The organism is Streptomyces sp. HNM0645, from assembly GCF_030056615.1.
Lineage (GTDB): Bacteria > Actinomycetota > Actinomycetes > Streptomycetales > Streptomycetaceae > Streptomyces > Streptomyces marianii.
In genome coordinates, this window is sequence record NZ_JASHLT010000043.1 from 25,274 (window position 1) to 48,582 (window position 23,309).

19 protein-coding genes and 1 pseudogene are annotated in these 23,309 nt (G+C 71.8%); 7 read left to right on the forward strand and 13 right to left on the reverse strand.

Annotated features, from left to right (window positions below; translation table 11 throughout):
- Positions 1-184 precede the first annotated feature (184 nt).
- The 7 genes and pseudogenes from QMZ92_RS26070 to QMZ92_RS26095 all read right to left on the reverse strand — a co-directional run.
- Positions 185-2,560: a galactose oxidase family protein gene (locus tag QMZ92_RS26070; RefSeq protein ID WP_283300022.1), complete on the reverse strand. Its 2,376-nt coding sequence runs from the start codon at positions 2,558-2,560 to the stop codon at positions 185-187.
- A gap of 71 nt (positions 2,561-2,631) precedes the next feature.
- Positions 2,632-3,825 (reverse strand): glycosyltransferase, encoded by a 1,194-nt coding sequence (locus tag QMZ92_RS26075; RefSeq protein WP_283300023.1) that lies wholly within the window; start codon positions 3,823-3,825, stop codon positions 2,632-2,634.
- Between the two features lie 29 nt (positions 3,826-3,854).
- Positions 3,855-5,486: an ArnT family glycosyltransferase gene (locus QMZ92_RS26080; protein ID WP_283299937.1), complete on the reverse strand. Its 1,632-nt coding sequence runs from the start codon at positions 5,484-5,486 to the stop codon at positions 3,855-3,857.
- A complete protein-coding gene (locus tag QMZ92_RS26085) occupies positions 5,483-6,739 on the reverse strand; it encodes a glycosyltransferase (RefSeq protein WP_283299938.1) in 1,257 nt (418 codons plus the stop codon). The genes QMZ92_RS26080 and QMZ92_RS26085 overlap by 4 nt, the downstream gene beginning before the upstream one ends.
- A gap of 225 nt (positions 6,740-6,964) precedes the next feature.
- Positions 6,965-9,013 carry a thioredoxin domain-containing protein gene (locus tag QMZ92_RS26090; protein ID WP_283299939.1) on the reverse strand — a complete coding sequence of 683 codons (2,049 nt, stop codon included), beginning with the start codon at positions 9,011-9,013 and terminating at the stop codon, positions 6,965-6,967.
- Positions 9,014-9,506: 493 nt separating this feature from the next.
- Entirely contained in the window at positions 9,507-9,725 is a 219-nt protein-coding gene (locus tag QMZ92_RS36110) for a DUF6879 family protein (protein WP_349307767.1), read from the reverse strand.
- A gap of 12 nt (positions 9,726-9,737) precedes the next feature.
- Positions 9,738-10,248, reverse strand: a pseudogene (locus tag QMZ92_RS26095) (DUF255 domain-containing protein); the annotation flags it as partial.
- 474 nt (positions 10,249-10,722) lie between these two features.
- Between QMZ92_RS26095 and QMZ92_RS26100 the strand changes: the two are divergent.
- Positions 10,723-13,998, forward strand: coding sequence for a tetratricopeptide repeat protein (locus QMZ92_RS26100; protein ID WP_283299940.1), 3,276 nt, complete (start codon positions 10,723-10,725; stop codon positions 13,996-13,998).
- A gap of 293 nt (positions 13,999-14,291) precedes the next feature.
- Here QMZ92_RS26100 and QMZ92_RS26105 read toward each other — a convergent pair whose 3' ends face one another.
- Positions 14,292-14,534 (reverse strand): hypothetical protein, encoded by a 243-nt coding sequence (locus QMZ92_RS26105; protein WP_283299941.1) that lies wholly within the window; start codon positions 14,532-14,534, stop codon positions 14,292-14,294.
- Positions 14,535-14,644: 110 nt separating this feature from the next.
- Positions 14,645-15,526 (reverse strand): mycothiol conjugate amidase Mca, encoded by an 882-nt coding sequence (gene mca / locus QMZ92_RS26110; protein WP_283299942.1) that lies wholly within the window; start codon positions 15,524-15,526, stop codon positions 14,645-14,647.
- A 98-nt stretch (positions 15,527-15,624) separates the two neighbouring features.
- Between mca and QMZ92_RS26115 the strand changes: the two genes are divergently transcribed.
- Both QMZ92_RS26115 and greA read left to right on the forward strand, forming a co-directional pair.
- Positions 15,625-16,041, forward strand: a complete 417-nt coding sequence (locus tag QMZ92_RS26115; RefSeq protein ID WP_283299943.1) for a DUF4307 domain-containing protein — start codon at positions 15,625-15,627, stop codon at positions 16,039-16,041.
- Between the two features lie 169 nt (positions 16,042-16,210).
- Positions 16,211-16,708, forward strand: coding sequence for a transcription elongation factor GreA (gene greA, locus QMZ92_RS26120; protein WP_269728712.1), 498 nt, complete (start codon positions 16,211-16,213; stop codon positions 16,706-16,708).
- A 130-nt stretch (positions 16,709-16,838) separates the two neighbouring features.
- Here the strand turns inward: greA and QMZ92_RS26125 are convergent, their stop codons facing one another.
- From QMZ92_RS26125 to ilvA, 3 genes are all read right to left on the reverse strand, one after another.
- A complete protein-coding gene (locus tag QMZ92_RS26125) occupies positions 16,839-17,696 on the reverse strand; it encodes an ABC transporter permease (RefSeq protein ID WP_138053480.1) in 858 nt (285 codons plus the stop codon).
- Entirely contained in the window at positions 17,693-18,727 is a 1,035-nt protein-coding gene (locus QMZ92_RS26130; RefSeq protein ID WP_283299945.1) for an ATP-binding cassette domain-containing protein, read from the reverse strand. The genes QMZ92_RS26125 and QMZ92_RS26130 overlap by 4 nt, the downstream gene beginning before the upstream one ends.
- Before the next feature lie 265 nt (positions 18,728-18,992).
- Positions 18,993-20,222, reverse strand: coding sequence for a threonine ammonia-lyase (ilvA, locus tag QMZ92_RS26135; RefSeq protein ID WP_283299947.1), 1,230 nt, complete (start codon positions 20,220-20,222; stop codon positions 18,993-18,995).
- A 148-nt stretch (positions 20,223-20,370) separates the two neighbouring features.
- Between ilvA and QMZ92_RS26140 the strand changes: the two genes are divergently transcribed.
- From QMZ92_RS26140 to QMZ92_RS26155, 4 genes are all read left to right on the forward strand, one after another.
- A complete protein-coding gene (locus QMZ92_RS26140; RefSeq protein WP_283299948.1) occupies positions 20,371-20,883 on the forward strand; it encodes a MarR family winged helix-turn-helix transcriptional regulator in 513 nt (170 codons plus the stop codon).
- Positions 20,884-20,914: 31 nt separating this feature from the next.
- Positions 20,915-21,430, forward strand: a complete 516-nt coding sequence (locus tag QMZ92_RS26145) for a sigma factor-like helix-turn-helix DNA-binding protein (protein ID WP_283299949.1) — start codon at positions 20,915-20,917, stop codon at positions 21,428-21,430.
- Positions 21,427-21,678, forward strand: coding sequence for a hypothetical protein (locus QMZ92_RS26150; RefSeq protein ID WP_283299950.1), 252 nt, complete (start codon positions 21,427-21,429; stop codon positions 21,676-21,678). Before QMZ92_RS26145 ends, QMZ92_RS26150 begins: the two co-directional genes overlap by 4 nt.
- 64 nt (positions 21,679-21,742) lie before the next feature.
- Positions 21,743-21,934 carry a DUF1059 domain-containing protein gene (locus tag QMZ92_RS26155; protein ID WP_283299951.1) on the forward strand — a complete coding sequence of 64 codons (192 nt, stop codon included), beginning with the start codon at positions 21,743-21,745 and terminating at the stop codon, positions 21,932-21,934.
- A gap of 182 nt (positions 21,935-22,116) precedes the next feature.
- Here the strand turns inward: QMZ92_RS26155 and QMZ92_RS26160 are convergent, their stop codons facing one another.
- Positions 22,117-23,265, reverse strand: coding sequence for a cystathionine gamma-synthase (locus QMZ92_RS26160; protein WP_283299952.1), 1,149 nt, complete (start codon positions 23,263-23,265; stop codon positions 22,117-22,119).
- Positions 23,266-23,309: the final 44 nt, after the last annotated feature.

Below are 23,309 nucleotides of genomic sequence, written 5' to 3' on the forward strand. Positions count from 1 at the left end.
CTGCGCGAGCGCAAGAAGCTCAGGACCCGTGCGGGGCCCGGCGCGCCATGTACCGGCTGATCGCCGAGCAGGGCTACGAGGCGACTGGGCGGAGCGCAGCCGGCGGGACGACCTGGCCGCGCTCCTGGACCGTGCCCTCGTCACGCTCGGGGACGGGCTGTCCCTCTGAGCCCGGGAGGGCCGGTTACCTCCTCAGGTCCCCCTTCCCGCAGGTGCGGCCGTCCCGGTCCGGGTCGAGCCGGAGCGGGTCGTCCTTGCCGTTGACCTTCAGCCGGGCGTAGCCGTGCGCCGTGAGCCAGTCGCAGCGGGACCTGGTCGTCGCGTTCACCGGTGCCGGAAAGGTGAGCGGCACACAGACGTCGGCCGAGCCGTAGTGCCGGTCGCAGCCCGCGACCGTCGGGCCGACCGGGGCCGAGGCCCGCTTCCTGCCGTTCTTCTTCGGGGACTCGGCGAGATCCCCGGCGAAGTCGTGGACGTGCGCGGACGGGGCGTCCTCCGCGGCCCGCGCCGCCGCGGGCGGGGCGCCCAGGTGCACCCACTCGGCCACCGACGGGATCCCGCCCGCGTCGACGCCGAAGAGCATGTACCAGCCGGGCGGGGCCAGGTTGGGGTTGCCGGTGACGTTCAGGTCGATCGTACGGTCGTCCACCACGCTCATCGGCAGGTCCACGAACCGCTGGTTCGGGTCCGAGGAGTGGGTGACCGCGGCCGGGCGGATCAGTTCCGCCTTGGCGATCGGCCGGTCCACGGTGATCCGCTGGGTGTCGCCGTACTGCCACTCGCCGTCGACCACCGAAGTGATGCGCGGACGGGGGCCCTTCAGCAGGTACGGCGGGGTGTAGATCGACACGTTGTGGTTGTAGGTGCCGTTGCCGGGGTTGTCGCCGACGGCCATGACCCGGCCGTCGGGCAGCAGGAACGCCGACGAGTGGTACGTGCGCGGGATCGGGTCGGCCGCGAGGCCCTCCTGGTAGGTGTCGGTCACCGGGTCGAAGAAGGACGCCTCGTACACCGGGTCCGCCCGGTCGTGCAGTCCGCCGCCGGTCTCCAGCACCTTGCCGTCGGGCAGCAGCACCGCCGAGACGAACATCTTGCCCTCGTCACCGGTCTGCGGACGCTTGCCCTGGCCCTGGTCGACGAGGCCCTGCGGCAGCGGCGGACCGGCCGTGTACTGCGGGTTCGACTGCTTGAGGTCGATGATGTCGGTGAGCCGGTTGGCGGCAGGGTTGGTCTCGTTGTTGCCGCCACCGATGGTGAGGACCCGCTGGTCCTGCGCCGGGGGCAGCAGCACGCTCGCGCTCTCGTCGCGCTGGTCCTTGTTCCGCAGACCCGGCACGTCGGTGATGGTGTTGGCGTCGTAGTCGTAGATCGAGGCGCCCGTGCCCGGGGTGCCGTTGCCGAAGACATGGCTGCCGGAGTAGAAGAGCCGGCCGTCCTGCATCAGGATCATCGACGGGTACAGGCCCCAGAACGACCAGGTCTGGTTGACCTGGTGGAGCGGCAGCCACTTGTTCTCGGCGGCCGAGAACTTCTCCGCCGTCACATTGCCCGTCGAGTCCTCCTTCAGCCCGCCGAAGGAGATGACGTCACCGTTGCCGAGGATCGTCGCCGACGGGTACCAGTGGCCCCCGTTCATGTCGTTGGTCCGCGTGTACGTCTCGGTCACCGGGTCGAAGACGTACGAGTCCTTCAGGCCCTGGTAGCCGATCGTGCCGTCGGCCGACGGGTAGCCCTTGTTGCCGCTCATCACCAGCACCCGGCCGTCGGAGAGCTGGACGTGCCCGGCGCAGAACATGTCCGCGGGCGTCGGGATGTCCTCGTACGTCCCGGCCACCGGGTCGTACACCGCGGAGGTGAAGGTGCCCGCCTCGAACATCCCCGGGTCGTTACCGGAGCCGGCGATGAGGAGCACCTTCCCGTTGTGGAGCACCACCGAGTGCACGGAGCGCACCGGGTTCTGCGTCGGCATGACGTCCCACCGGCCCTTGGCGCACTCCTCGGCCGTGGCCGTGCACACCGGGTCGGGCGTCGGCGGCTCGACCTCCTCCATCGCGTAGTCGTCCGTGGTGACGCTGCCGGTGCCGAAGACGGAGACGCCCCAGGTGATCCGGTCCGTGCCCGGCGGGATGGCCGGGGTGCGGACCTCGCTGCGGGTCCAGTCCCCCTCCATGGGGAGGGTGCGCAGATCGGTCCAGTACTGCCAGCCCGCGGTGGTGTCGTGGCGGAAGAGGGTGAGGGCCGTGTCCGGGGTCGTCGACCTGTACCAGAAGGACAGGTCGTACTGCCGTTCCGGGACGACGTGCGGGGCGCAGTCGGCGGACTCCGTGATGAGGGCCTTGCGGTCACCGTCCAGCCGGCGGGTCAGTTCGACCTTCATCGCGGCGGAGCCGCTGTGCGCCTCGGCCGTGGTGGTGAAGGTGAAGTCGTTGTCCCCCCAGCCGGACTTGGCCCAGCAGAAGGGCATGTCGCCGCTGCCGGGGGTCTCGAACCCCGGGTTCTTGACGAGGTTGGGCCCCGCGGTGGCCGGCTGCTGCGCGGCGAGCAGCAGGCCGGCGGTCATGGCGGCGACGGCGAGCAGCGCGGTCGCTCCGCGGGCACGTCCGGTGGGCCTGCGGGCACGTCCGGATGGTTTCAACTGGTGCTCCTTGCTGTACCGGTACGGCTCCTCGCGGAGCGGCCTCCGCGCGGCAGGTAGACGAGCGCCTCGGTCCCGGCGAAGCGCAGGACGAACGTCGTGAGCAGCGCGAGCGTGGTGGCGGGCAGCACGGCCAGGCGGAACTGCCCTACGAGCAGGGCGATCAGCGGGATCCTCAGCACCAGGTCCGCGTTGGCGAGCAGCGCGAACCGGCCCACGCGGTCGGCCCAGTGGCGGTGGTGACGCCGGTCGCGGAACAACAGCACCTCGATGAGGAGGAAGTTCCACAGCACGCCGAACTGGTTGGCGAGGATCTCGGCGGGCAGGTAGTGCAGACCGGCGGTCACCAGCGCGGACAGCGCCAGCAGGTTGGGGACGAAGCCGGTGAGCCCGATGAGCCCGAAGGCGGCCATCCGGGCGAGCGGGGAGGCGGTGCGCAGCCCGACCAGGTGCCGCAGGAAGCGCAGGCCCTCCCTGGCCGTCGACTTGGACTCGCCGGCGAACCGGTCCCGGAAGACGAACGGCACCTCGGCGACCCCGCCCGGCCGGCAGCGCACGGCCAGCTCCAGCAGGATCTTGTAGCCGAGCGGCTTCAGCACCTCGGCGGTCACCGCGGACCGGCGGATGGCGAAGAAGCCGCTCATGGGGTCGCTGATGCCGCGCAGGGTGCGCGGGAAAAGCCCCTTGGCGAGCCAGGTCGCGCCGCGGGAGACGGCCACCCGGTAGCCGCCCGCGAGCCCCGCGCGGCTGCCTCCGGGCAGATAGCGGCTGGCGACGACGAGGTCGGCGGAGTCCTTCTCGCCGGTGGTGACGAGATCGGGGACCAGGGACGGCGGATGCTGGAGGTCGGCGTCCATGACCACGATCCAGTCCGACCCGGCGGCCTTCATCCCCTCGACGACCGCGCCGCCGAGTCCGCCGTCGGGCGAGTCCCGGTGGATGACCGTGACGGGGAAGGGGCAGTCCTGCGCGGCCTCGGCGATCACGGCCGGGGTGTCGTCGGAGGAGTCGTCGACGAACACGACCTCGCAGGGGAGCCGCGCCGGCACCGAGTCGGTGAGCCGGTGCAGCAACTCCCGGACGTTCGCCGACTCGTTGAAGGTCGGGATCACCACGGTGACGGCCGCCGGCTCGGCGACCCCCGCGGTCTCGCCGAGCGTGCGCTCGAGCGCTCCCGGACTGCATCCCAGTCCGTCGGCCGGAGGCGTGTGATGGCTCGTCACGTGTGGTCAGCTCCCCCGATTTCGCGGATCTCGATACGGTCCTCGCCCTCGCCGAAGACGGCGACGGGCGTGGAGTGCTCCAGCGCGGCCCGCACATTGGGCAGATCGCGGGCGTCTCGACGGACCGTCGGCGAGGCGACCACGTAGTCCAGGTCGCGCCAGCCGCGCGGCATGGTCTTCGTCACCGCCGGGTCGAGGTCGGCCTTGTAGAACCAGATGGCCCCGAGCCCCGGCTGGTACCCGGCGTGCACCAGGTCGAGCCAGAGGGCGTCGTCGACGAGCACACGGGTGCGCGCCGGCTCGGCCACCTCGGTGCTCAGCCACAGCGCGGCGGCCCGGTACGGGGCGTTGGCGTCCGCCGTCATCGCGGTGCGGTCGCCGTCGTACCAGCGCGGCACGACGTACACGGCCGCGGCGAGGGCGAGTGCGGCGGCCGCCGACCGGCGGGCGAGGGTGAGCGTCCGCCCCTCTCCGGGACGCCGCCACCGGCTCAGCACCGCGCGCCCGACGCTCGCGGCCCCGCCGGCCAGCACCAGCGCCAGGAACGGCAGCGCCTGGATGACGTACATCGCGGGCAGATAGCCCGACGGGCGCATGGCGACGGCGGCCAGGGTCGCCACGGCGAGCGCGGGACCGGCGAGCGCCCGCGCGGTCACCGACCAGCGCGTTGTGAGGAGCAGCAGCGCGGCGCCGGCGAGCCCGCCCACCGGCAGCACCCGGTCGTAGTAGAGCCAGGACCGGAGCACGCCGTTCGAGCCGGTCCCCTCGCTGAGGACGAACCCCGAGCCGGGCCGGCTCATCTGGTAGGTGATGCCCTCCCACAGCGACACATGGCCCTCGCCCGGGAGCAGTTCGCCCTTGAGGAGCGCGAACAGCGGGTAGGAGAAGCCGATCAGGGCGCAGGCGGTGACGGCGCCCGTGACCGCGAACTTACGGGTGTCGCGGTGGCTGAAGCGCCACATCGTCACCAGCAGCGCGGGCAGGACGACCAGCATCGTCTCCTTGGTGAGCACCCCCGTGGCGGCGGCGAGCCCGGCGCCGAAGTGGTGCCACAGATGCCGGCTGGGCGAGGCCGCGAGGCAGAACGCCAGCAGCATCCACATCACGGCGAGGTTGTCGAGGAAGATCTCCCGCTGCAGGACCACGGACAGCGGCGACAGTCCGAACATGGCCATCGCGAGCCCGGCCGCCCAGCGCGGCAGCCAGAGCCGGCGCGCCAGGGCGTAGAGCAGGACCGCGCTCGCCGCGCTGATCAGCAGCATCGCCCCGCGCATCGTGGCCACCGTCATCGCGTCCGGCGCGATGAGCGAGGGGATCCAGGTCAGCCCGGCGAGCTGGATCCAGCCGAGCGGCGGATGGTCGTACCAGTACGTGTAGTGGGCCAGGCCCTCGCCCTGCTGGACCGCCCACGCCTGGGCGAGGTAGGTGCCCTCGTCGTCACTGAGGGTCGGGAAGTGCTGGATGTTCCAGCCCTGCACCAGGAGGATCGCGGTCAGCAGCGCACCGCACAGCAGCAGGTCCGGCCGGGAGGACCGGAAGCGGACGACCGGCCGGACGGTGAGCCGTCCCGCGGGATCGGCGGAGCGGGCGGCCGCCACCGGTGGCGCCGCCGTGAGGATGGAGGTCACGCGGGGACGTCCTCTCGGGTGAGGTGCGCGCCGACATGGCTGGTCAGCTCCCACTCGTTGCGGCCGCGCTGCTCACGCCACACGGCCCGCACGGCCGCGCCCGCGAGGAGCACCTGGTAGAAGGGGCCGCCGGCGATGAGCTTGAGGTAGTGCGGGAAGCGGACCCGCAGCCCGTACTGCGTTCCGAAGTCGTGCAGTCCGACGATCTCGAAGACGAAGGTCACCATCGCCGTGACCAACGGCAGGAAGGTGAGGAAGGCGACGCCGACCGGTACGTCGAGGAGAAGTGCGGCGGCGGCGTTGACGGGGATGATCACGCCCGTGAACGCCTGCATGAACGGTGTCATCAGCGTGTAGCGGGCCAGCATGCGCTGCCCGAGCGCGGGCAGTTGCCTCCAGTCCTTCTTCCGGTACACCTGCAGGAAGCCCTGGTTCCAGCGGGTGCGCTGCTTCAGCAGCGCCATCAGCGTGCCGGGGGTCTCCTCACGGGTGACCATGTCGGCGTCGTAGGCGACGACGACCTTCTTGCCGCGGCTGGACAGGCGCACCCCGAGGTCGCAGTCCTCGGCCAGGCAGTTCTGGTCCCAGCCGCCGGCCTCGCGCAGCACGTCGGTGCGGACGAAGACGGTGTTGCCGCCAAGCGGGATGAAGCCCTTGGCGGCGTGGAGGTGGAGACGGGAACGGAACCAGAAGAAGTACTCCAGGCAGTTGCGCAGCGCGTACCACGAGGAGTGGAAGTTGATCAGCTGCACGCCGCCCTGGACGACGTCGGCACCGGTGGCGGTGAAGGCGTGGTCGACATGGGCGAGGAGTTCCGGGTGGACCTGGTCCTCGGCGTCGAAGACCCCGACGACGTCCCCGCGGCAGTGCGGGAGGGCCGTGTTGAGGGCCTTCGGTTTGTTCTTGGTCTCGTGGGTGTCGACGACGACGCGTACCCGGTCGGGATCGCGGGACGCGGCCCGTGCGGCGACCTCCGTGGTCTCCGGGTCGTCGTGCCCGACGATGACGATGATCTCGAAGTCGCGGTGGCTGGACTCCAGCAGCCTGCCAACGGTGTGTTCCAGCACCAGTTGTTCGTGCCGGGCGGGCAGCAGCAGGGAGAACGACAGTCCCTCCGCGCCCGCCGGGCTCTCGAAGCGTGTCGACGCGAGCGTCTCCGGTGTGCGCCAGGCGTGCATCTGCCACCAGAGCGTGAACGCCGCCATCCAGAAGAGCGCCAAGGAGATGGCGCCGATGAACAAGGACGTGAGCAATTGGCCCCCCAACGACAGGGGCGACCGCCACGGCAGGCCCCCTCGCCCGCCGCGCTCCCGCCCCTGAACCCCCCTGCGCGGGCGCTGCGGGACCGCAGCGCGGATCCGCCGCACACGCAGCTGCCGTGTCAGCGGTGAAGAGAATAGGAGGAATGTGTGACCGTCGTACGCCCGTTTCGATGAATGGCGCGTTTCGGGCAGGTCACCGAAATCGTCCGCCTGCGGTCACCCTCGAGGCGCCAACTCCCGCCGCAGCGCCTCCACTTCGGTGACCGGCGCGGCACAGACGAAATGCCGGCAGACATAGGCCGCCGGCTTCCCGTCGACCAGCGGGCGGTCCGCGAGCAGTGGGAACTCATCACCGCCCGGCCCACCGGCGGCGACCACGGCGCCCGGGGCCGTCCCCAGCAGCGCGACCCTGTGCAGATTCCGCATCCCGGCGTCACCGGGTGCTCCGACGACCGCCACCTCCCGCGGACCGTCGAGCAGCGCCTCCGCGACGGCGAGCCCCCACCCGATGAACCGGGGGACCCGCGGTCCGAGCGCCTTCACCACGCCCAACGCCCTCTCCGCCTCGGCGCGGTGGGCCTCCGAGCCGGTGTGCGCGGCATAGGAGAGCAGCGCTCCGGCCGCGGCCGTCCAGCCGGAGGGAGCGGCGTTGTCCGTGGGGTCCTGGGGCCGCCGGATCAGCCGCTCGGCGTCGCGGGCCGTGTCGTACAACTGCCCCCTGGGGCCCGTGAACCGCTCCAGGACGCCGTCCAGCAGGAAGCCCGCGAACTCCAGCCACGCGCCCTCGCCGCTGACGGAGGCAAGAGCCAGGAAGCCCTCGGCGACATCGGCGTAGTCCTCCAGCACCCCGGCGTTGGCGCCCGCACGGCCGTCCCTGGAGGTACGGGCCAGCCGCGCGCCGTCGTCCATGTGGAGCCGGACGAGCAGATCGGCGGCCTCCGTGGCACGTTCGACGAGGTCCGGCCGGTCGAAGTAGCCGCCCGCTTCAGCCAGTGCGGCGATCGCGAGACCGTTCCACGCGGCGACGATCTTGTCGTCGCGGCCCGGCCGCGGCCGCTGCTCACGCGCCGCCAGCAGCCGCTCCCGCACGGACGCGACCCTCCCGGCGTCGGCGACGCCCGCGTCCTGCGGAAGCCGGAGCACCGAGGAGCCGTGCTCGAAGCTGCCCTCCTCGGTCACGCCGAAGTGCCGCATGGCGAACTCCGCGTCGTCCTCCCCCAGCACGTCCCTCAGTCCGCCGGGCGTCCAGACGTAGTAGGCGCCCTCGGCGTGCTTCCCGGAACCGTCGGGAAGAGCGCTGTCGGCGTCGAGGGCGGAGGCGAAGCCGCCCTCCGGCGTCCTCAGTTCCCGCACCATGAAGTCGGCGGTCTCCAGGGCGACCCGGCGGGCCAGATCACTGCCGGTGACCCGCCACAGATGGGCGTACACCCGGCAGAGCAGGGCGTTGTCGTAGAGCATCTTCTCGAAGTGCGGTACCAAAGGTCCATCAGCCCTCGGTGTGAGCACGTACCGGTGGAACCCGCCTCCCACCTGGTCGTACAGGCTCGAACGAGCCATCGCGCCGCACAGCCCTTCCGCCATCTCCAGCGCGGCCACGGAGCCGGCCCGCGCGTGGTGGCGCAACAGGAACTCGATCACCATCGACGGCGGAAACTTGGTGTCCCCCTTGAACCAGCCGCTCGCGGGGTCGATGTCCCGGGTCAGTTGGAGGAGGGCCAGGGCTTGGGTTTCCTCGGTGGGCACCCCGTCATCCCCGGTGCTCAGCTCCCGCTGGGCAAGGTCCCGAGTGATCTTCCCCGCAACTTCTCCCACCTCGTCCCGCCGACTCGTCCAGGCGTTGTGCACGCCTTCGAGTACCTGGCGGAAGGACGCCATGCCATGGCGAGCCTCGGGTGGGAAGTAAGTGCCGAAGTAGAACGGCTCCCCGTCGGGGGTCATGAACACGGACATGGGCCAGCCGCCCTGCCCGGTGGCGGCCTGCACGGCCTCCATGTAGACCGCGTCCACGTCGGGACGCTCCTCACGGTCCACCTTGACGGACACGAAGTGCTCGTTCATGTACGCGGCGGTGTCGTCGTCCTCGAAGGACTCGTGCGCCATGACGTGACACCAGTGGCAGGCGCTGTAGCCGACGCTCAAGAACACGGGGACATCGCGCCGCCTGGCCTCCTCGAACGCCTCGGCCGCCCAGGGCCACCAGTCGACGGGGTTGTCCGCGTGCTGGAGGAGGTACGGGGACGTGGCCTGCGCGAGTCGGTTGGGCATACCCCCATCCTTGCGCACCCGGCCGCGCCCCCGCCCATGCGCCACGGGGGCAGTGCACGAGTGGGACGGAGGGGTGCCGGCTCGGTGCTCGCTCGGCCGGTACGGGACCTGGTTCGTAACGGACTCATGCGGGACGCAGAGCCGAAGGGGAGGTCCTCCCTCATGGCCACCGCGTTCGGGGCTCACGAATGTCGTGGGGGTCTTCCGGCGCTCGCTGGGGAGCTTGGCCGGGTCCTCCCGGTCGGGGATCACCTCACGCAGGATGCCGACCCGTCCGGCGGCGTTCTTGACCAGCTTGCCGTTGTCCTCGGCACCGACCACTACGCGGCTCCCTTGGGGGCGCACCCGCTGTGCCAGTACGCGACAGCGGAGGGGCCGTGCCCGGACGGGGCGGCATCCCGGCATCCCGGCAGATCTCAGCGAGTCGGTGCGCCAGAGCCTGCCGGGCTTGCTGGGCACTCGAAGAGGGAGGGACAGCCATAGTGGTGACCGGTCAGCGCGGCTCGTACTCCCCATGCGGGATGGCTCGCTGCCACACCGCCTCCAAGGCGGAGGTGCACAGACTCACCCTCCCAGAATCGCCGGTGCACTCCCGCCCGTCCTCATCCAACTGACCGTCTCCGGTGAAGTGATGGAAGAGGGCTTGCGCACCGTCGATGACCCAGAAGTCCGTACCCGGCAAGGCCAAGTCCGTCGTCTGCCGCCGGGGCAGCCATTAGGCAGATACTTCCTCGAAGTGGGGCACAACCCACTCGCGGTCCACCGAGTACCGGGCGAAGCCGCCGCCGAGCTGGTCGCAGATCCCGCCCCGGGCCATCGCCCCGCAGGTGTCGGCGGCCATCTGCAGCGACGCCCTCGGCGCCCGTGCACGCGTAGTGCCGCAGCAGGAACTCCAGGACCATCGACGGCGGGAAACTTCGGCGCCCCGCCGAAACCGCCGTGCGCCGGGTCGTACTCCCGGGCGAGGCCGCGCAGCGCCTGGGCGAGCTCCTCCTCCCCCGGAGATCCCCGTCCCCCGTACGCCAGGCTCCGTCCCGCCAGATCGCGGACGATCCTCCCGGCCGCCTGGTCGACGTCGCCGCGGCGGTCCGTCCAGGCTGCGGTGACGCTTCCAGGACCTGGCGGATCGACGGCATGCCGTGCCGCGGGGCGGGCGGGAAGTAACTGCCGAAGTAGAAGGGCTGCGCCCCGGGCGTGAGGAACACCGTCATGGGCCAGCCGCCCTGACCGGTCGCCTCTCACTTCACGGCGGAGCGGGGAGAGACCCGCATCTCTCCCCGCTCCCGCCGGGCCGGGTGCCGGCCCGGCGCGCCGGAGGATCGGCTGCCGTCCGGCGGCCGGTGGCGGCTCCCGGGTGGCGGTCGGCAGGAAGCAGCGCAGCGAGACTTCGTGATGACCACCCGGGGCCGCCACTCATCTGGCGGTCTTTCTCCTCGTGGTGTCCTCCTTCTCGCAGCAGGGACGGGGGACTTGGGTGTCTGTCAGGGGGACCTCCCTTGGTGGCCGCTGGATCCGATACCGTCCGACTGCCCTGGACATTCAGGAACAAACGCCCTCCAATCGCGTGAATCGACTGCGGCAGACGTCACCGGAGCGTGCGGTGGAACCCCGGGGAGGGGGCTTGATCGCCGGACTCCCTCGCGTCGGCCAGCGTCCCGCAGGACACTTGGCACCGGAACGAAAGCGGAAGCTCTCGGAGGGGGACCCACATGCGGGACAGCCATCGGGCGGAAGCCGAGCGGCTGTTGGTACGGGCCGTCGAGGAGGAGGTGCGCCGCTCCGGCGGCAGAACGGACTCCGCGGCGCTGCTCTCACGCGGCCGCGAGGCACTGGAGACCATGGCGGCGAGCGCGGACGAGGAGTACGCCGCGTACCTCCGCGCCGTGGAGGAGGCCGAGGCGGGGCACTCGTCCCTGGCCGAGCGGTTCAGTCGGCAGGACATGTCGACTCCCGTAATGGTCACGGCGGTTGCCGCGGCCGCAGCGATCGGGGCGGACATGGCCCTCGGCACGGCGACGGGCACGGCGCTGGGCGCCGGTGCCGTCGTCATGGTGGCCGGGGCGGCGGCCACCGTCGCCAAGGTGACCGTCTCCCACTGGCCCGCGGCACACCGCAGAGCCGGTGCGCTCGGACAGCCGGGCGGGCCCGAGCAGTTGCGGCTGCAGTGGCTGACCGCGCTGGAGGTCCGGGGCATCCGCCCGTTCCTGGACCAGCAGCGCTTGCTGACGGCCGCCACCGCCCGCCCGGTGAAGAAGACGGCGGGCCCGCCGCTGCGCGGGGTGGACCGCAGCCAGGCGGCCCGGCGGCGCAACGTGCTGGAGCAGTCCTTCGCCCATCTCCCCGAGCCGGGCGGGCCGTTCGCCGGACGCCGGGAGGCGATGGCGCAGATCGCGCAGTGGGTGCACGCGGCGCGCGCGTCGACGGACACGAAGCCGACGGTCGTGGTGCTGTACGGCGAGCCGGGGTCGGGCCGCACCACGCTCGCGGTGCGGGCGGCCCGCCGGCTGAAGGACCAGTTCCGGGGCGCGTGCCTGGTGGACCTGCGCGGCGGGTCCGCGGGCGGGCAGCCGCTGTCGACGCGGGACGCGCTGCTGCACCTGCTGAACCGGCTCGGTGCCCCGCGCGAGCAGCTGCTGTTCCGGGAGCGGTCGTCGGCGGAGCAGCAGGTGCGCCGCCTCGGCGAGCTCTACCACCAGTACCTGACCGGTCTGCCCGTCACCGTCGTCCTGGACGATGCGAGCGACCCCGAGCAGGTGCGGACGCTCGTCCCGGAGCGCTCGGACAGCCTGGTGCTGGTGACCGCGCGGGAGCCACTGGAGCTCCCGGAGGACGTCCCGGCGTGGGTGCACCGGCTGCCGGTCGAGGCGCTGGACGCGGCGGGAGCCGAGGAACTGCTCGCGGCGTCCGCCGAGGAGCCGCTGGAAGGCCCTTACGACTCCCGCGCGATGGAAACGATCCGTGACCTGTCCGGCGGACTGCCCCTGGCGCTGCGGATCGCGGGCTCGTCCCTCGGCGCCCGCACCCCGCACGCGCTGGCCGCCGACCTCGGCGCGTACGGGCCGGTGGGGCCGGTCGAGCGGGCCCTGTGGCTGCGCTACACGGATCTGGCGGACCAGGGCCGCAGGCTGCTGCGCAGGCTGGCTCTCGTGGGCCGGGCGTCCTTGGGGGCGGCCGCGGCGTCGGCGCTGCTGGGCACCGACGAGAACGAGGCGCAGCGGCTGCTGTCGGAGCTGGCACGCACGGGGCTGCTGGACCGTGTGCGCGGCGGCCCTTCCGCACCACCGGGGGTACCGCCGCGCCCGCAGGGCGCCGGGGGTGCGGGGGGAGAGCGCTACCGGCTGCACGACGCCGTGCGGGCCTTCGCCCAGGAGCGGCTGCTGGACGAGGAGGAGCAGGCGGAGCGCACGGCCGCGCAGGAGCGGTTGGTCATCGGGTACGCGGAACTCGCCGACACGGTGATCCGGCTCGTCGACGGGAAGACCTCGACCCGTGCCGACATGTTCGCCCGGACGTCGGCCGGTCACGGCTTCTCCTCGCTGGAGGCGGCGCTGCGCTGGCTGGACGACGAGTCGAGCTTCATCACCGCGGCGCTCCGGCACGCCGAGGGCGTGGACCAGCAGGCCGTGCTGAACCTCCTGGGCGCCCTGTGCGACTACTGCCTGCTGCGTGGCGACCTCTACCGGCTCGGGGAGATCAACGAGCTGACGCAGGCCGTCGACCAGGGCCTGCTGGTCCGCTCGGTGCAGTGGCGCACCGGTATCGCCGCCCGGCAGCTCGGTGAGCTGGACAAGGCGCGCACCACCCTGTCGTCGGTGGTGAACCTGTACCGCGAGGCGCAGCACGAGGCGGGTGCGGCCCGGGCGCTGTGCTCGCTCGGCATCACGCTCCACCACCAGGGCAATCTGACCGAGGCGTCGGCGAAGCTGCGCGAGGCGATCGAACTGCAGTCGTCCGAGGAACTGGACGCGGACCGGGCGTGGACCCTGCACGCGCTGGCGGCGGTGGAGCGGGACCGGGCGAACCTCGCCGAGGCCCGGGCGCTGCTCACGACGGCCGTCCGGCTGCACCGCGAGAGCGAGTCGCTGCACGGCGAGGCCTGGTCCCACTTCCAGTTCGGCCAGGTGCATCTGCGTCTGGGCGACGTGCCGGACGCGGAGTCGTCACTGAGGCTGGCGCTCGACCTCTACGGGCGGACCCAGGACGAGCGGGGTGCGGCGTGGGCGCTGACCCAGCTGGCCCGTGCCCGGCTGGTCGACGGCGATCCGTCACCGGCGGTCGAGCAGCTGAACCAGGCCCTCGCCCGGCACCGCGAGAACGAGGACGCGCGCGGTGAGGCGTGGACCCTCTACTACCTGGGCCAGGCACTGGAGGAGCGGGGCGAACGCGACCAGGCGGTGCGTGAACTGGAGCGCGCCCGGACGATGTTCTCCCGGATGCGGGACGTGTACGGGCTGGCCTGCGCCCGCCACCATTCGGGCCGCGCCACCCGAGACCAGCGCGCGGCGCAGACGGGCACTCTGCGCAACTCCGGTTTCGCCCGTCAGCTCCTGGTCGACGCCCGAGCGGACTTCCAGCGCATCCGGGTGGCCCACGGGGAGGCGTGGACCTGTCTGGAACTGGCCGTGATCGACGCCGGCAACAGCCGCGCGGCCCAGGCGCTGGCGCTGTGCGACGAGGCGGCAGCCCTGTTCGCCTCGTACGGCGACCGCCGGGGCGCGGACTGGGCCGGTTTCCTGCGCTGCACGCTGCTCCCGTACGCCTCGGCGGGCGGAGTGGAGGTGGGCACGGTCGTCGCCCAGGAGGAGCTGGCCGCGCTCCGCGAGGTGTCCCACCCGGCCCGTGACGGGCGACTGGAGGACTGTATGGGGGCGTTCGCCCTGGTTCTGGAGCGCGGGGTGCGGCTGGAGGACGACTGGCAGGCGTGGCAGCTGGGCATGGTGCCGGGCCGGCACGCCCGGGAGGTGATGGGGGTGCCCGTGGACTGAGCCGGCGGACTCACGCCGACCGGTCCGGCCCCACCGGAAGGCCGCGGGCGGACGCGTGGCCGCGTCGGCGGGGGCACCTCATCGGTCCGGCCCGACCGCAAGGCGGGTGGCGGCCCGTCGACGCCGATGGCGCGGCGGCACGTCGTGCCGCGTCCCGGGGGGCGGCGGTATGCCGTGCCGCGGCGGTACGACGTGGTGCGCCGGGGCGGCGGTGGACGCGGCACGGCCGGGCGCACCCATGCCCGGCCGATGTCCCCGGCCGCACGGTCCGGGACGGGCCCGGACGAGAGGCCCTACTCGCCCTTCGCCGGTTCGGCGGCGGCCCGGGACGCGGTGCCCGCCGTCGCGGCCGGCGCCGGGGCCTCCTCGAAGTCCACCCGGTTCATATGGCGGTTCATCGACTTCATCAGCAGCCAGACACCGGCCGCCATCACCGCGAAGACGATGAATCCGAGGACGCCGGGCGTCACCTTGTTCTCGTCGAGCTCCTTGGCGAGGGGGACGAGGTGTGTCATCGCCAGGCCTGTGCTGCTCATCGGTCGCTCCTTGTGTGGATGTACCGACCATACCCGGGCGTCCGTGACGTCCTCCCCCGGCCCACCCGGGGCCGGGGGAGGGAGTGGTGGAGGCCGGGGGAACGGCCGGGTCAGGCCTGCTCGCGGACTCCGGCGAACAGGTCGTCCTCGGGCAGGGAGGTGTCGACGAGGGACTTGGCGAGCTCGTACTCCTCGGTCGGCCACACCTCCTTCTGGATCTCCATCGGGACGTGGAACCAGCCGCCGTCGGGGTCGATCTGGGTGGCGTGCGCGATCAGCGCCCGGTCGCGGGTCTCGAAGAAGTCGGCGCACGGCACGAACGTGGTGAGGGTCCGCTCGGCGCGCTGGAACGTCTTCCAGCGCTCCAGCCACTCGCCGTACGGGGACTCCAGGCCGCGCTCGAGCAGGGCCTCGTGGAGGGCGACGGTACGCGGGCGGTTGAAGCCCTGGTTGTAGTACACCTTCCGCGCCTGCCAGGCCGGGCCGTACTCGGACTCGGGGTACTTCTCGGTGTCGGCCGCGCCCTCGAAGGCCACCATCGTGATCTTGTGGGTCATGATGTGGTCGGGGTGCGGGTAACCGCCGTTCTCGTCGTACGTGGTGATGACCTGCGGACGGAAGGAGCGGATCTTCCGCACCAGTTCGCCCGCCGCCTTGTCGACGTCCTCCAGCGCGAAGCAGCCCTCGGGCAGCGGGGGCAGCGGGTCGCCCTCCGGCAGGCCGGAGTCGACGAAGCCGAGCCACTCCTGCTTCACGCCAAGGATCCCGCGCGCCTCGTCCATTTCCTTGCGCCGTACCTCGTGGATGTTCTCCTCGATGTACCGGTTGCCCTGGAGCTTGGGGTTGAGGATGGAGCCGCGCTCGCCTCCCGTGCAGGTCACGACCAGCACGTCCACCCCCTCGGACACGTACTTGGCCATCGTGGCAGCGCCCTTGCTCGACTCGTCGTCGGGGTGGGCGTGGACGGCCATCAGTCGCAGCTGCTCAGTCAAGACTCGATCCTCGGTGATGTGTCGCATCGGACGGCTTCTATAGTGACGGAAACCGGGGGGCGAAAATTCCGGCGTCTTTCGGGAATGAGAGGACGATCATGGGCGCGGTGCGCGAAGGGCTTCCCGAGGGCCGTTACGGGCGCTCGGCCGACGAGCGCGCCGACCGCAAGCTCAAGATCATCGGCGCGGTGCTCGGCGCCGGCTTCCTCGCCGTGATCGCCTGGTTCGGCTACGACTACGTGAGCGGCCAGCGGATCAGCGCCGAGGTCATCAAGTTCGACGTCACCGCGGCGGACCGGGTCCAGGTCCATCTGGAGGTCCGCAAGGACGGCGACGCCCAGGGCTACTGCACCCTGCGCTCGCGGGCCGAGGACGGTTCAGAGGTCGGCCGTCGGGACGTCCGCTTCGACATGCGCGAGACGCGGGTGGACCGGGTCGTCACCGTGCGTACGACGGCGCGGGCGACGAGTGCCGAGCTCGCGGGCTGCACCGCGGACGACGGGCCGAAGGGCTGACGTTCTCCCGGTCGCCTCTGCGCTGACCTGCGCGGACGCATTTTTGATGGCGTTCGGTCCTCCCCCTTTTCGTCGCCAATTGTTAGGCTCGTGGTTTCGCCCACTCGTGGAGGTACATCCTTCTGGGTAGGGCGACGCTTTGTATCCCCAGTACCTACGAGGAGCACCTGTGACCCAGACCAGCGAAGACGTCACCTGGCTCACCCAGGAGGCGTACAACCAGCTCAAGGCCGAGCTGGAGCACCTGTCTGGTCCCGCGCGCGTCGAGATCGCGAAGAAGATCGAGGCGGCCCGCGAGGAGGGCGACCTGCGGGAGAACGGCGGGTACCACGCGGCCAAGGAGGAGCAGGGCAAGCAGGAGCTCCGTGTGCGCCAGCTGACCCAGCTCCTGGAGAAGGCCAAGGTCGGCGAGGCCCCGGCCGACAACGGCACGGTGGCTCCCGGCATGGTCGTGACGGTCGCCTTCGACGGCGACGAGAGCGACACGGAGACCTTCCTGCTCGCCTCCCGCGAGTACGCCTCGGGCGACATCTCGACCTACTCGCCGCAGTCCCCGCTCGGCTCGGGCGTGAACGGCAAGAAGGTCGGCCAGGACGCGGAGTACGAGCTTCCCAACGGCAAGACGGCCATGGTGAGGATCCTCGAGGCCAAGCCGTACCAGGGCTGAGCCGCGCCGCGTCAGCAGGCCCCCGCGCGCCAGAAGGCCCCGGCAGCGATCCGACGCTGCCGGGGCCTTCCGCCGTCCGCAGGGACGGGCACGAGGCGGGGTCGTGCGGTACGAGGCCGGGTCGTGGGGGTCAGACCGCCGAGCGGTACTTGCGCACCGCGAGGGTACGGAAGACCGCCAGGATCAGCACCGACCAGATCACCGACGCCAGCACCGGGTGCTGCATGGGCCAGGCGTCCGGAGCTTCGAAGCCGGGCGGCAGATTGCCGAACAGTTCGCGGCACGCCTGCACCGTCGCGCTGAACGGGTTCCACTCGGCGATCGTCCGCAGGAAGCCCGGCATGTTGTTGGCGTCCACGAAGGCGTTCGAGATGAACGTCAGCGGGAACAGCCAGATCAGTCCGCCGGAAGTGGCGGCCTCGGGCGTGCGGACCGACAGGCCGATCAGCGCGCCGATCCACGAGAAGGCGTAACCGAGCAGGAGCAGCAGCAGGAAGCCGAGCAGCACCTTGCCGAGGTTCTCGTGGGTCCGCCAGCCGACGAGCAGCGCCACGACGGCGAGGACGACGAGCGTCAGCGCCGTCTGAACCAGGTCGGCGAGGGTGCGACCGGTGAGGACCGCGCCCCGGGCCATCGGCAGCGAGCGGAAGCGGTCGATGAGGCCCTTGTGCATGTCGTCGGCGATGCCCGCACCGGCACCCGCGGTCGCGAACGTCACGGTCTGCGCGAAGATGCCCGCCATCAGGAACTCGCGGTAGGCCTGCGTCGAGGTGGAGGCACCGACCTGGATGGAACCGCCGAACACGTACGTGAAGAGCACCACGAACATGATCGGCTGGACCATTCCGAAGATGATCATCTCCGGGATCCGGGTCATGCGGATGAGATTGCGCTTGGCGACGACGAGCGAGTCGTTCACCGACTGCACGATGCCGCCGCGCGGGCGGGGTGCCGCGACGCGGTCCGCCGCTTCCTGGACGGTGGTCACTTCACGGCCTCCTTCCCGGCCTTGCGGTCCTTGCCCTGCCGGGCGGCCGGCACCTCGCCGCCGTCCTCTGCGACCTGCTCGGCGTGGCGGCCGGTCAGGGAGATGAAGACGTCGTCGAGGGTCGGGCGGCGCAGACCGATGTCGTCGATCTCGATGCCGGCGGCGTCCAGTTCGCGGATCACCTCGGCGAGCAGCTTGGCCCCGCCGGTCACCGGAACCGTGAGCCTGCGGGTGTGCTCCTCGACCGCGATGTCGCCTGCGGCCGCTCCTTCCGCACCGAAGCGGCGGAGGATGCCGCGGGCCGGGGCGATCTCGTCGGGCCGGTGGACGACGACCTCGACGCGCTCGCCACCGGTACGGGCCTTGAGCTGGTCCGCGGTGCCCCGGGCGATGACCTTGCCGTGGTCCACGACGCAGATGTCGTCGGCCAGGTGGTCGGCCTCCTCCAGGTACTGCGTGGTCAGCAGCAGGGTCGTACCGCCGCCGACGAGTTCCTTGATGACCTCCCACAGGGCCTGCCGGTTGCGGGGGTCGAGACCGGTCGTGGGCTCGTCCATGAACATCACGGGCGGTGAGACGACGAGCGCGGCGGCGAGGTCGAGGCGCCGGCGCATGCCGCCGGAGTAGGTCTTCGCGGGGCGGTCGGCGGCGTCGGCGAGGTTGAAGCGCTCCAGCAGCTCTCCCGCCCTGGCCTTCGCGGCCCTGGCGTTCATCTGGTAGAGCCGGCCGACCATCTGCAGGTTCTCGCGGCCGGTCAGGTACTCGTCGACCGCGGCGAACTGGCCGGAGAGCCCGATCGACCGCCGGACCTCGTTGGGGTTCTGGAGGACGTCGACACCCGCCACGACGGCCCTGCCGCTGTCGGGGCGGAGCAGAGTGGTGAGGACGCGCACGGCGGTGGTCTTGCCCGCGCCGTTCGGGCCGAGGAGCCCGAGGACGGTGCCCTCGGGAACATCGAGGTCAACTCCGTCCAGAGCCCTTACCTCGCCGAAGGTCTTGACCAGACCCTCGGCGTAAATGGCGCCTGGCATGTGGGTACTCCAAGTCAGGTGGTGGCGGTGGTGCTTACCGTTTGCTTACTTCAGGCGATTGCTGCGCAAGCTTAGATTTCGCCAACCGCCGGCGCAGGCGAATTTACGGCCCGGACCGGACTATAACGCGATACATCGCGACCCACAACCCTCGCGGCACCCGACCCGGCCGCGGGAACCCGTCACGCCGGGCATCCGCCCGCGCCTTGCCGGACAGCCGCCGGAGCGGGCGCGCGACGGCGCGGGCCGCGTACACGGCCGTCGGTCAGCCGGCCGCGTGGTAGCCCGCTTCCCGGAGTGCCGCAGCGACCTCCGCACAGTGCTCCGGCCCCTTCGTCTCCAGATGGAGCTCCACCTCGACCTCCGTCAGACCGAGCCGGGGATCCGTCCGCACGTGTCCCACGTCCAGAACGTTCGCATCCGCCACTGACAACACCCCCAGCAGCGTCGCCAGCGCCCCCGGCCGGTCCGGCAGGGGCAGCCGCAGCGACAGATAGCGGCCCGCGGCGGCCATTCCGTGGCGCAGGACGCGCTGCATCAGCAGCGGGTCCACGTTGCCGCCCGACAACACGGCCACCACCGGCCCCTCGAACACCTCCGGGTCGGTCAGCAGAGCCGCGACGGGACTCGCACCCGCCGGCTCGACCACCAGCTTCGCCCGCTCCAGGCACAGCAGGAGCGCCGAGGCGAGGGCGTCCTCGGAGACCGTGCGCACGTCGTCGACCAGCTCCTCGACGAGCGCGAACGGGACGTCCCCCGGCCGCCCCACCTTGATGCCGTCCGCCATCGTCACCGGGGACTCGACCGACACCGGACGCCCCGCGGCGAGCGACGGCGGGTACGCCGCCGCCCCCTCCGCCTGGACCCCGATCAGCTTCACGTCGGGCCGCAGCGCCTTCACCGCCACCGCGATGCCCGCGACGAGACCGCCACCGCCGACCCCGACGACGATCGTCCGCACCTCCGGGCACTGCTCGAGGATCTCCAGCCCCACCGTGCCCTGCCCGGCGATGATGTCCGGGTGGTCGAAGGGATGGATGAAGACGGCACCGGTCTCGTGCGCGTACTCCTGCGCCGCGGCCAGGGTCTCGTCGACGACATGGCCATGCAGCCTCACATCGGCGCCGTAGTCACGGGTCGCGGCGACCTTCGGCAGCGGAGCCCCCTTCGGCATGAAGACCGTGGAGTGCACACCGAGCAGCGAGGAGGCGAGCGCGACGCCCTGCGCGTGGTTGCCCGCCGACGCCGCGACGACGCCTGCCGCCCGCTCCTCGGGTCGCAGCCCCGAGATCCGCACGTAGGCGCCGCGCAGTTTGAACGACCCCGTCCGCTGGAGGTTCTCGCACTTCAGGTGTACCGGGGCCCCGACCAGGCCCGACAGGTGACGACTGCCTTCCATCGGTGTCAGCCGCGCGACGCCGGAGAGCATCTTCTGGGCACCCCGCACGTCGTCGAGGATGACCGGGTGAAAGGGGCCAGTGGTACGGAAGCTCATGACAGCAAGTCTCGCAGCTCAGCGGCGTGACGGCGGCCCCGGGAAGCCGGGCGTCCACAGGTTTCCCCAGGGCCGGTACGCGCCCGCCCGGCTGCGCGTACTCTGTCCCCCACCAACCGACCACCGCACGAGAGAGCCCCCCGTAGCCATGCCCACATCTCAGGACATGACGACTGATCTTGACGCCGGTCTCCTCGATGCCCTCCAGCACCAGGTGGCCGTCTTCGCGCGCAGAGCCGAGCAGACGCGACTGGGCGGCGTCGGCCAGGTCCGCAACTCGATGGACCGCGCCGCCTATCTCCTGCTCAACCGGCTCGACCAGGAAGGCCCGATGGGCGTCAAGGCCCTCGCGGCGGGCATGGGCATCGACTCCTCGACCGTCACCCGCCAGGTCGCGCCGCTCGTCGACACCGGCCTGGTGAAGCGCACGTCCCACCCGGAGGACGGCCGCGCCGTCGTGCTGCAGCTGTCTCCCCGCGGCCTGGCCCGCCTGGAGGAGGTCCGCTCCTCGCGCCGCGAACTCATGGCCCAGGTGACCGGCGGCTGGACGCCGGAGGAGCGGGAATCGTTCTGCACCTTGCTCACCCGTTTCAACTCGGCGCTCTCCGCCCGGCAGGCCGGGCTGCCCGCCGAGGCGACGGAGGCGTCCCCGACCTCTTGACCGGGACCGCCGCCTGCCCTGATATGAGGACGTGCGCGAGAGCCGGGAGTCCACGCTCGCCGGCCGCCGCGCCCGCGAGTTCGAGGCATTCGTCGCGGGCGCCGGTGGCCGGCTGCTGCACGTCGCGGCCCTGCTGACCGCCGAGCCCTCCGGCCGGTGCCCCCGGGCGCAGCGGCTGCTGCTCGGCGCTCTGGCCCACATGTACGCGGAGTGGGACCGGCTGCGGGACGAGGATCCGTACGACCGCACCCGCCAGGAACTCGTCACCCGCTTCGCACGCGGCGCCTGGCGCCTGCACCGGCGCTCCCGCGTCTGGGACACCGGCGCGGAGCGCGGGGTGCTCGCCCGGCTCGGTCCGCAGGAGCGACTCGTCGTGGTGCTGCGGCTGCACGAGGGAGTGCCCGAGGAACAGACGGCCGCGCTGCTGGGACTGCCGGTGGAGCGGGTCAGGACGATCGGCACCCGCGCGGTGTCCCTGCTGCGCAGCAGCCGCCCGCCGCGGCTGCGCGCACCGAGCTGGGCCGGCGACCGGGCGGACGCCCGATGAGCCGCCCGGGACGCAAGGAGGAGGAGGTACGGCGGATGCTGGACGCGCCGCACCCGCGCGTACCGGCCGATCTGCACGTCCGCGCGGCACGCCGCGGCGCCCGGCTGCGCCGCCGGCGCCGCACGCTCCACCACGTGGGGTGCGTGCTGCTGCTGGTGGCGGCGATCGCCTTCACGATGTGGGCGGTGGCCGTCGAGCCGTGGGGCGTACCGCCCTCGGCGACGACCCCGGAGATCGACGGGTGGTGAGGACCGCGCCGTCCGGATCTATCCTGGAACCAGCGGCGCAACGCCTCAGCACCAGGAGGTCGCCATGACCAGGAAAGTTGCCGACTGCCGCAAGTTCCCGAGCGAGACGGAATGCACGCTCACCATCTCGGGCGAGGAGGACGAGGTCCTGCGAGCCGCCACCGATCACGCCGTCTCCGTCCACGGTCACACCGAGTCGCCCGAACTCCGCGAGCAGATACGCGGAATGCTCGAGGACGAGAAGGTCAGCGCCTGACCCGCAGTCAGATCGCTCGCGCCGCGGGCCGGATCACGCACACGAAAGGCCGACCGGGCACACGGGCCCTGCCGGGCGCACGAGTCGGGACGTTCACCGCCGGCCGCGCGGCGAGCCGCGTGCCCGGAAGCGCGGGGAGCACATGTCTCCAGGACGCCCCGGCCGGACCCGCGGCCCGTCCGTCACCGGCCCAGTGCCTGCTGGAGGTCGGCCAGCAGATCGTCCGCCGACTCGATGCCCACCGACAACCGCACCAGGTCCGCCGGGACCTCCAGCGCGGAGCCGGCGACGCTGGCGTGCGTCATCCTGCCCGGGTGCTCGATCAGCGACTCGACACCGCCCAGGGACTCACCCAGGGTGAACAGCCGGGCACGGTTGCAGACCTCGACGGCCGCCTCCTCGCCGCCCTGGACCTGGAACGAGACCATCCCGCCGAAGTTCTTCATCTGCTTCGCCGCGACCTCGTGCCCCGGGTGCTCCTCCAGCCCCGGGTACAGCACCCGCGTCACCCTCGGGTGGCCGCTGAGCATCTCCGCGACCCGCGCCGCGTTCTCGCTGTGGCGGTCCATGCGCACCGCGAGCGTCTTGATGCCCCGCAGCACGATCCACGAGTCGAAGGGCCCGGCCACCGCGCCCATCGCGTTCTGGTGGTACGCCAGTTCCTCGGCGAGACCGGCGTCGGCCGTGACCAGCGCCCCGCCGACCACGTCCGAGTGACCGCCCATGTACTTGGTGAGCGAGTGCACGACCACGTCCGCACCGAGCGCGAGGGGCTGCTGCAGGTACGGGCTGGCGAAGGTGTTGTCCACGACGAGCTTCGCCCCGGCCGTGCGGGCGATGTCCGCGACGGCGGCGATGTCGGTGATGCCGAGCAGCGGGTTGGACGGGGTCTCGACCCAGATCACCTTCGTACGGTCGGTGAGGGCGGCCCGCACCGACGCGAGGTCGGAGGTGTCCGCCACCGAGTACTCCACGCCCCAGCGCTGCACCACCTTGGCGAACAGCCGGAACGTTCCGCCGTAGGCGTCGTTCGGGATCACCACGTGGTCGCCGGGCACCAGCAGCGTGCGCAGCAGGCAGTCCTCGGCGGCGAGCCCGGAGGCGAACGCCAGGCCACGGCTGCCGCCCTCCAGAGCCGCGAGGTTCTCCTCCAGCGCGGTACGGGTCGGGTTGGCGCTGCGGCTGTACTCGTAACCGCCCCGCAGCCCGCCCACACCGTCCTGCTTGTAGGTGGACACCTGGTAGATCGGCGGGACGACCGCGCCGGTCAGCGGGTCGGCGGTGTTGCCCGCGTGGATGGCGAGGGTCTCGAAACTGTGGTGGTCGCTCATGCGACCCGAGGGTAGTCCCCCGTCGGGTCCCCGAGGGCTCCCCG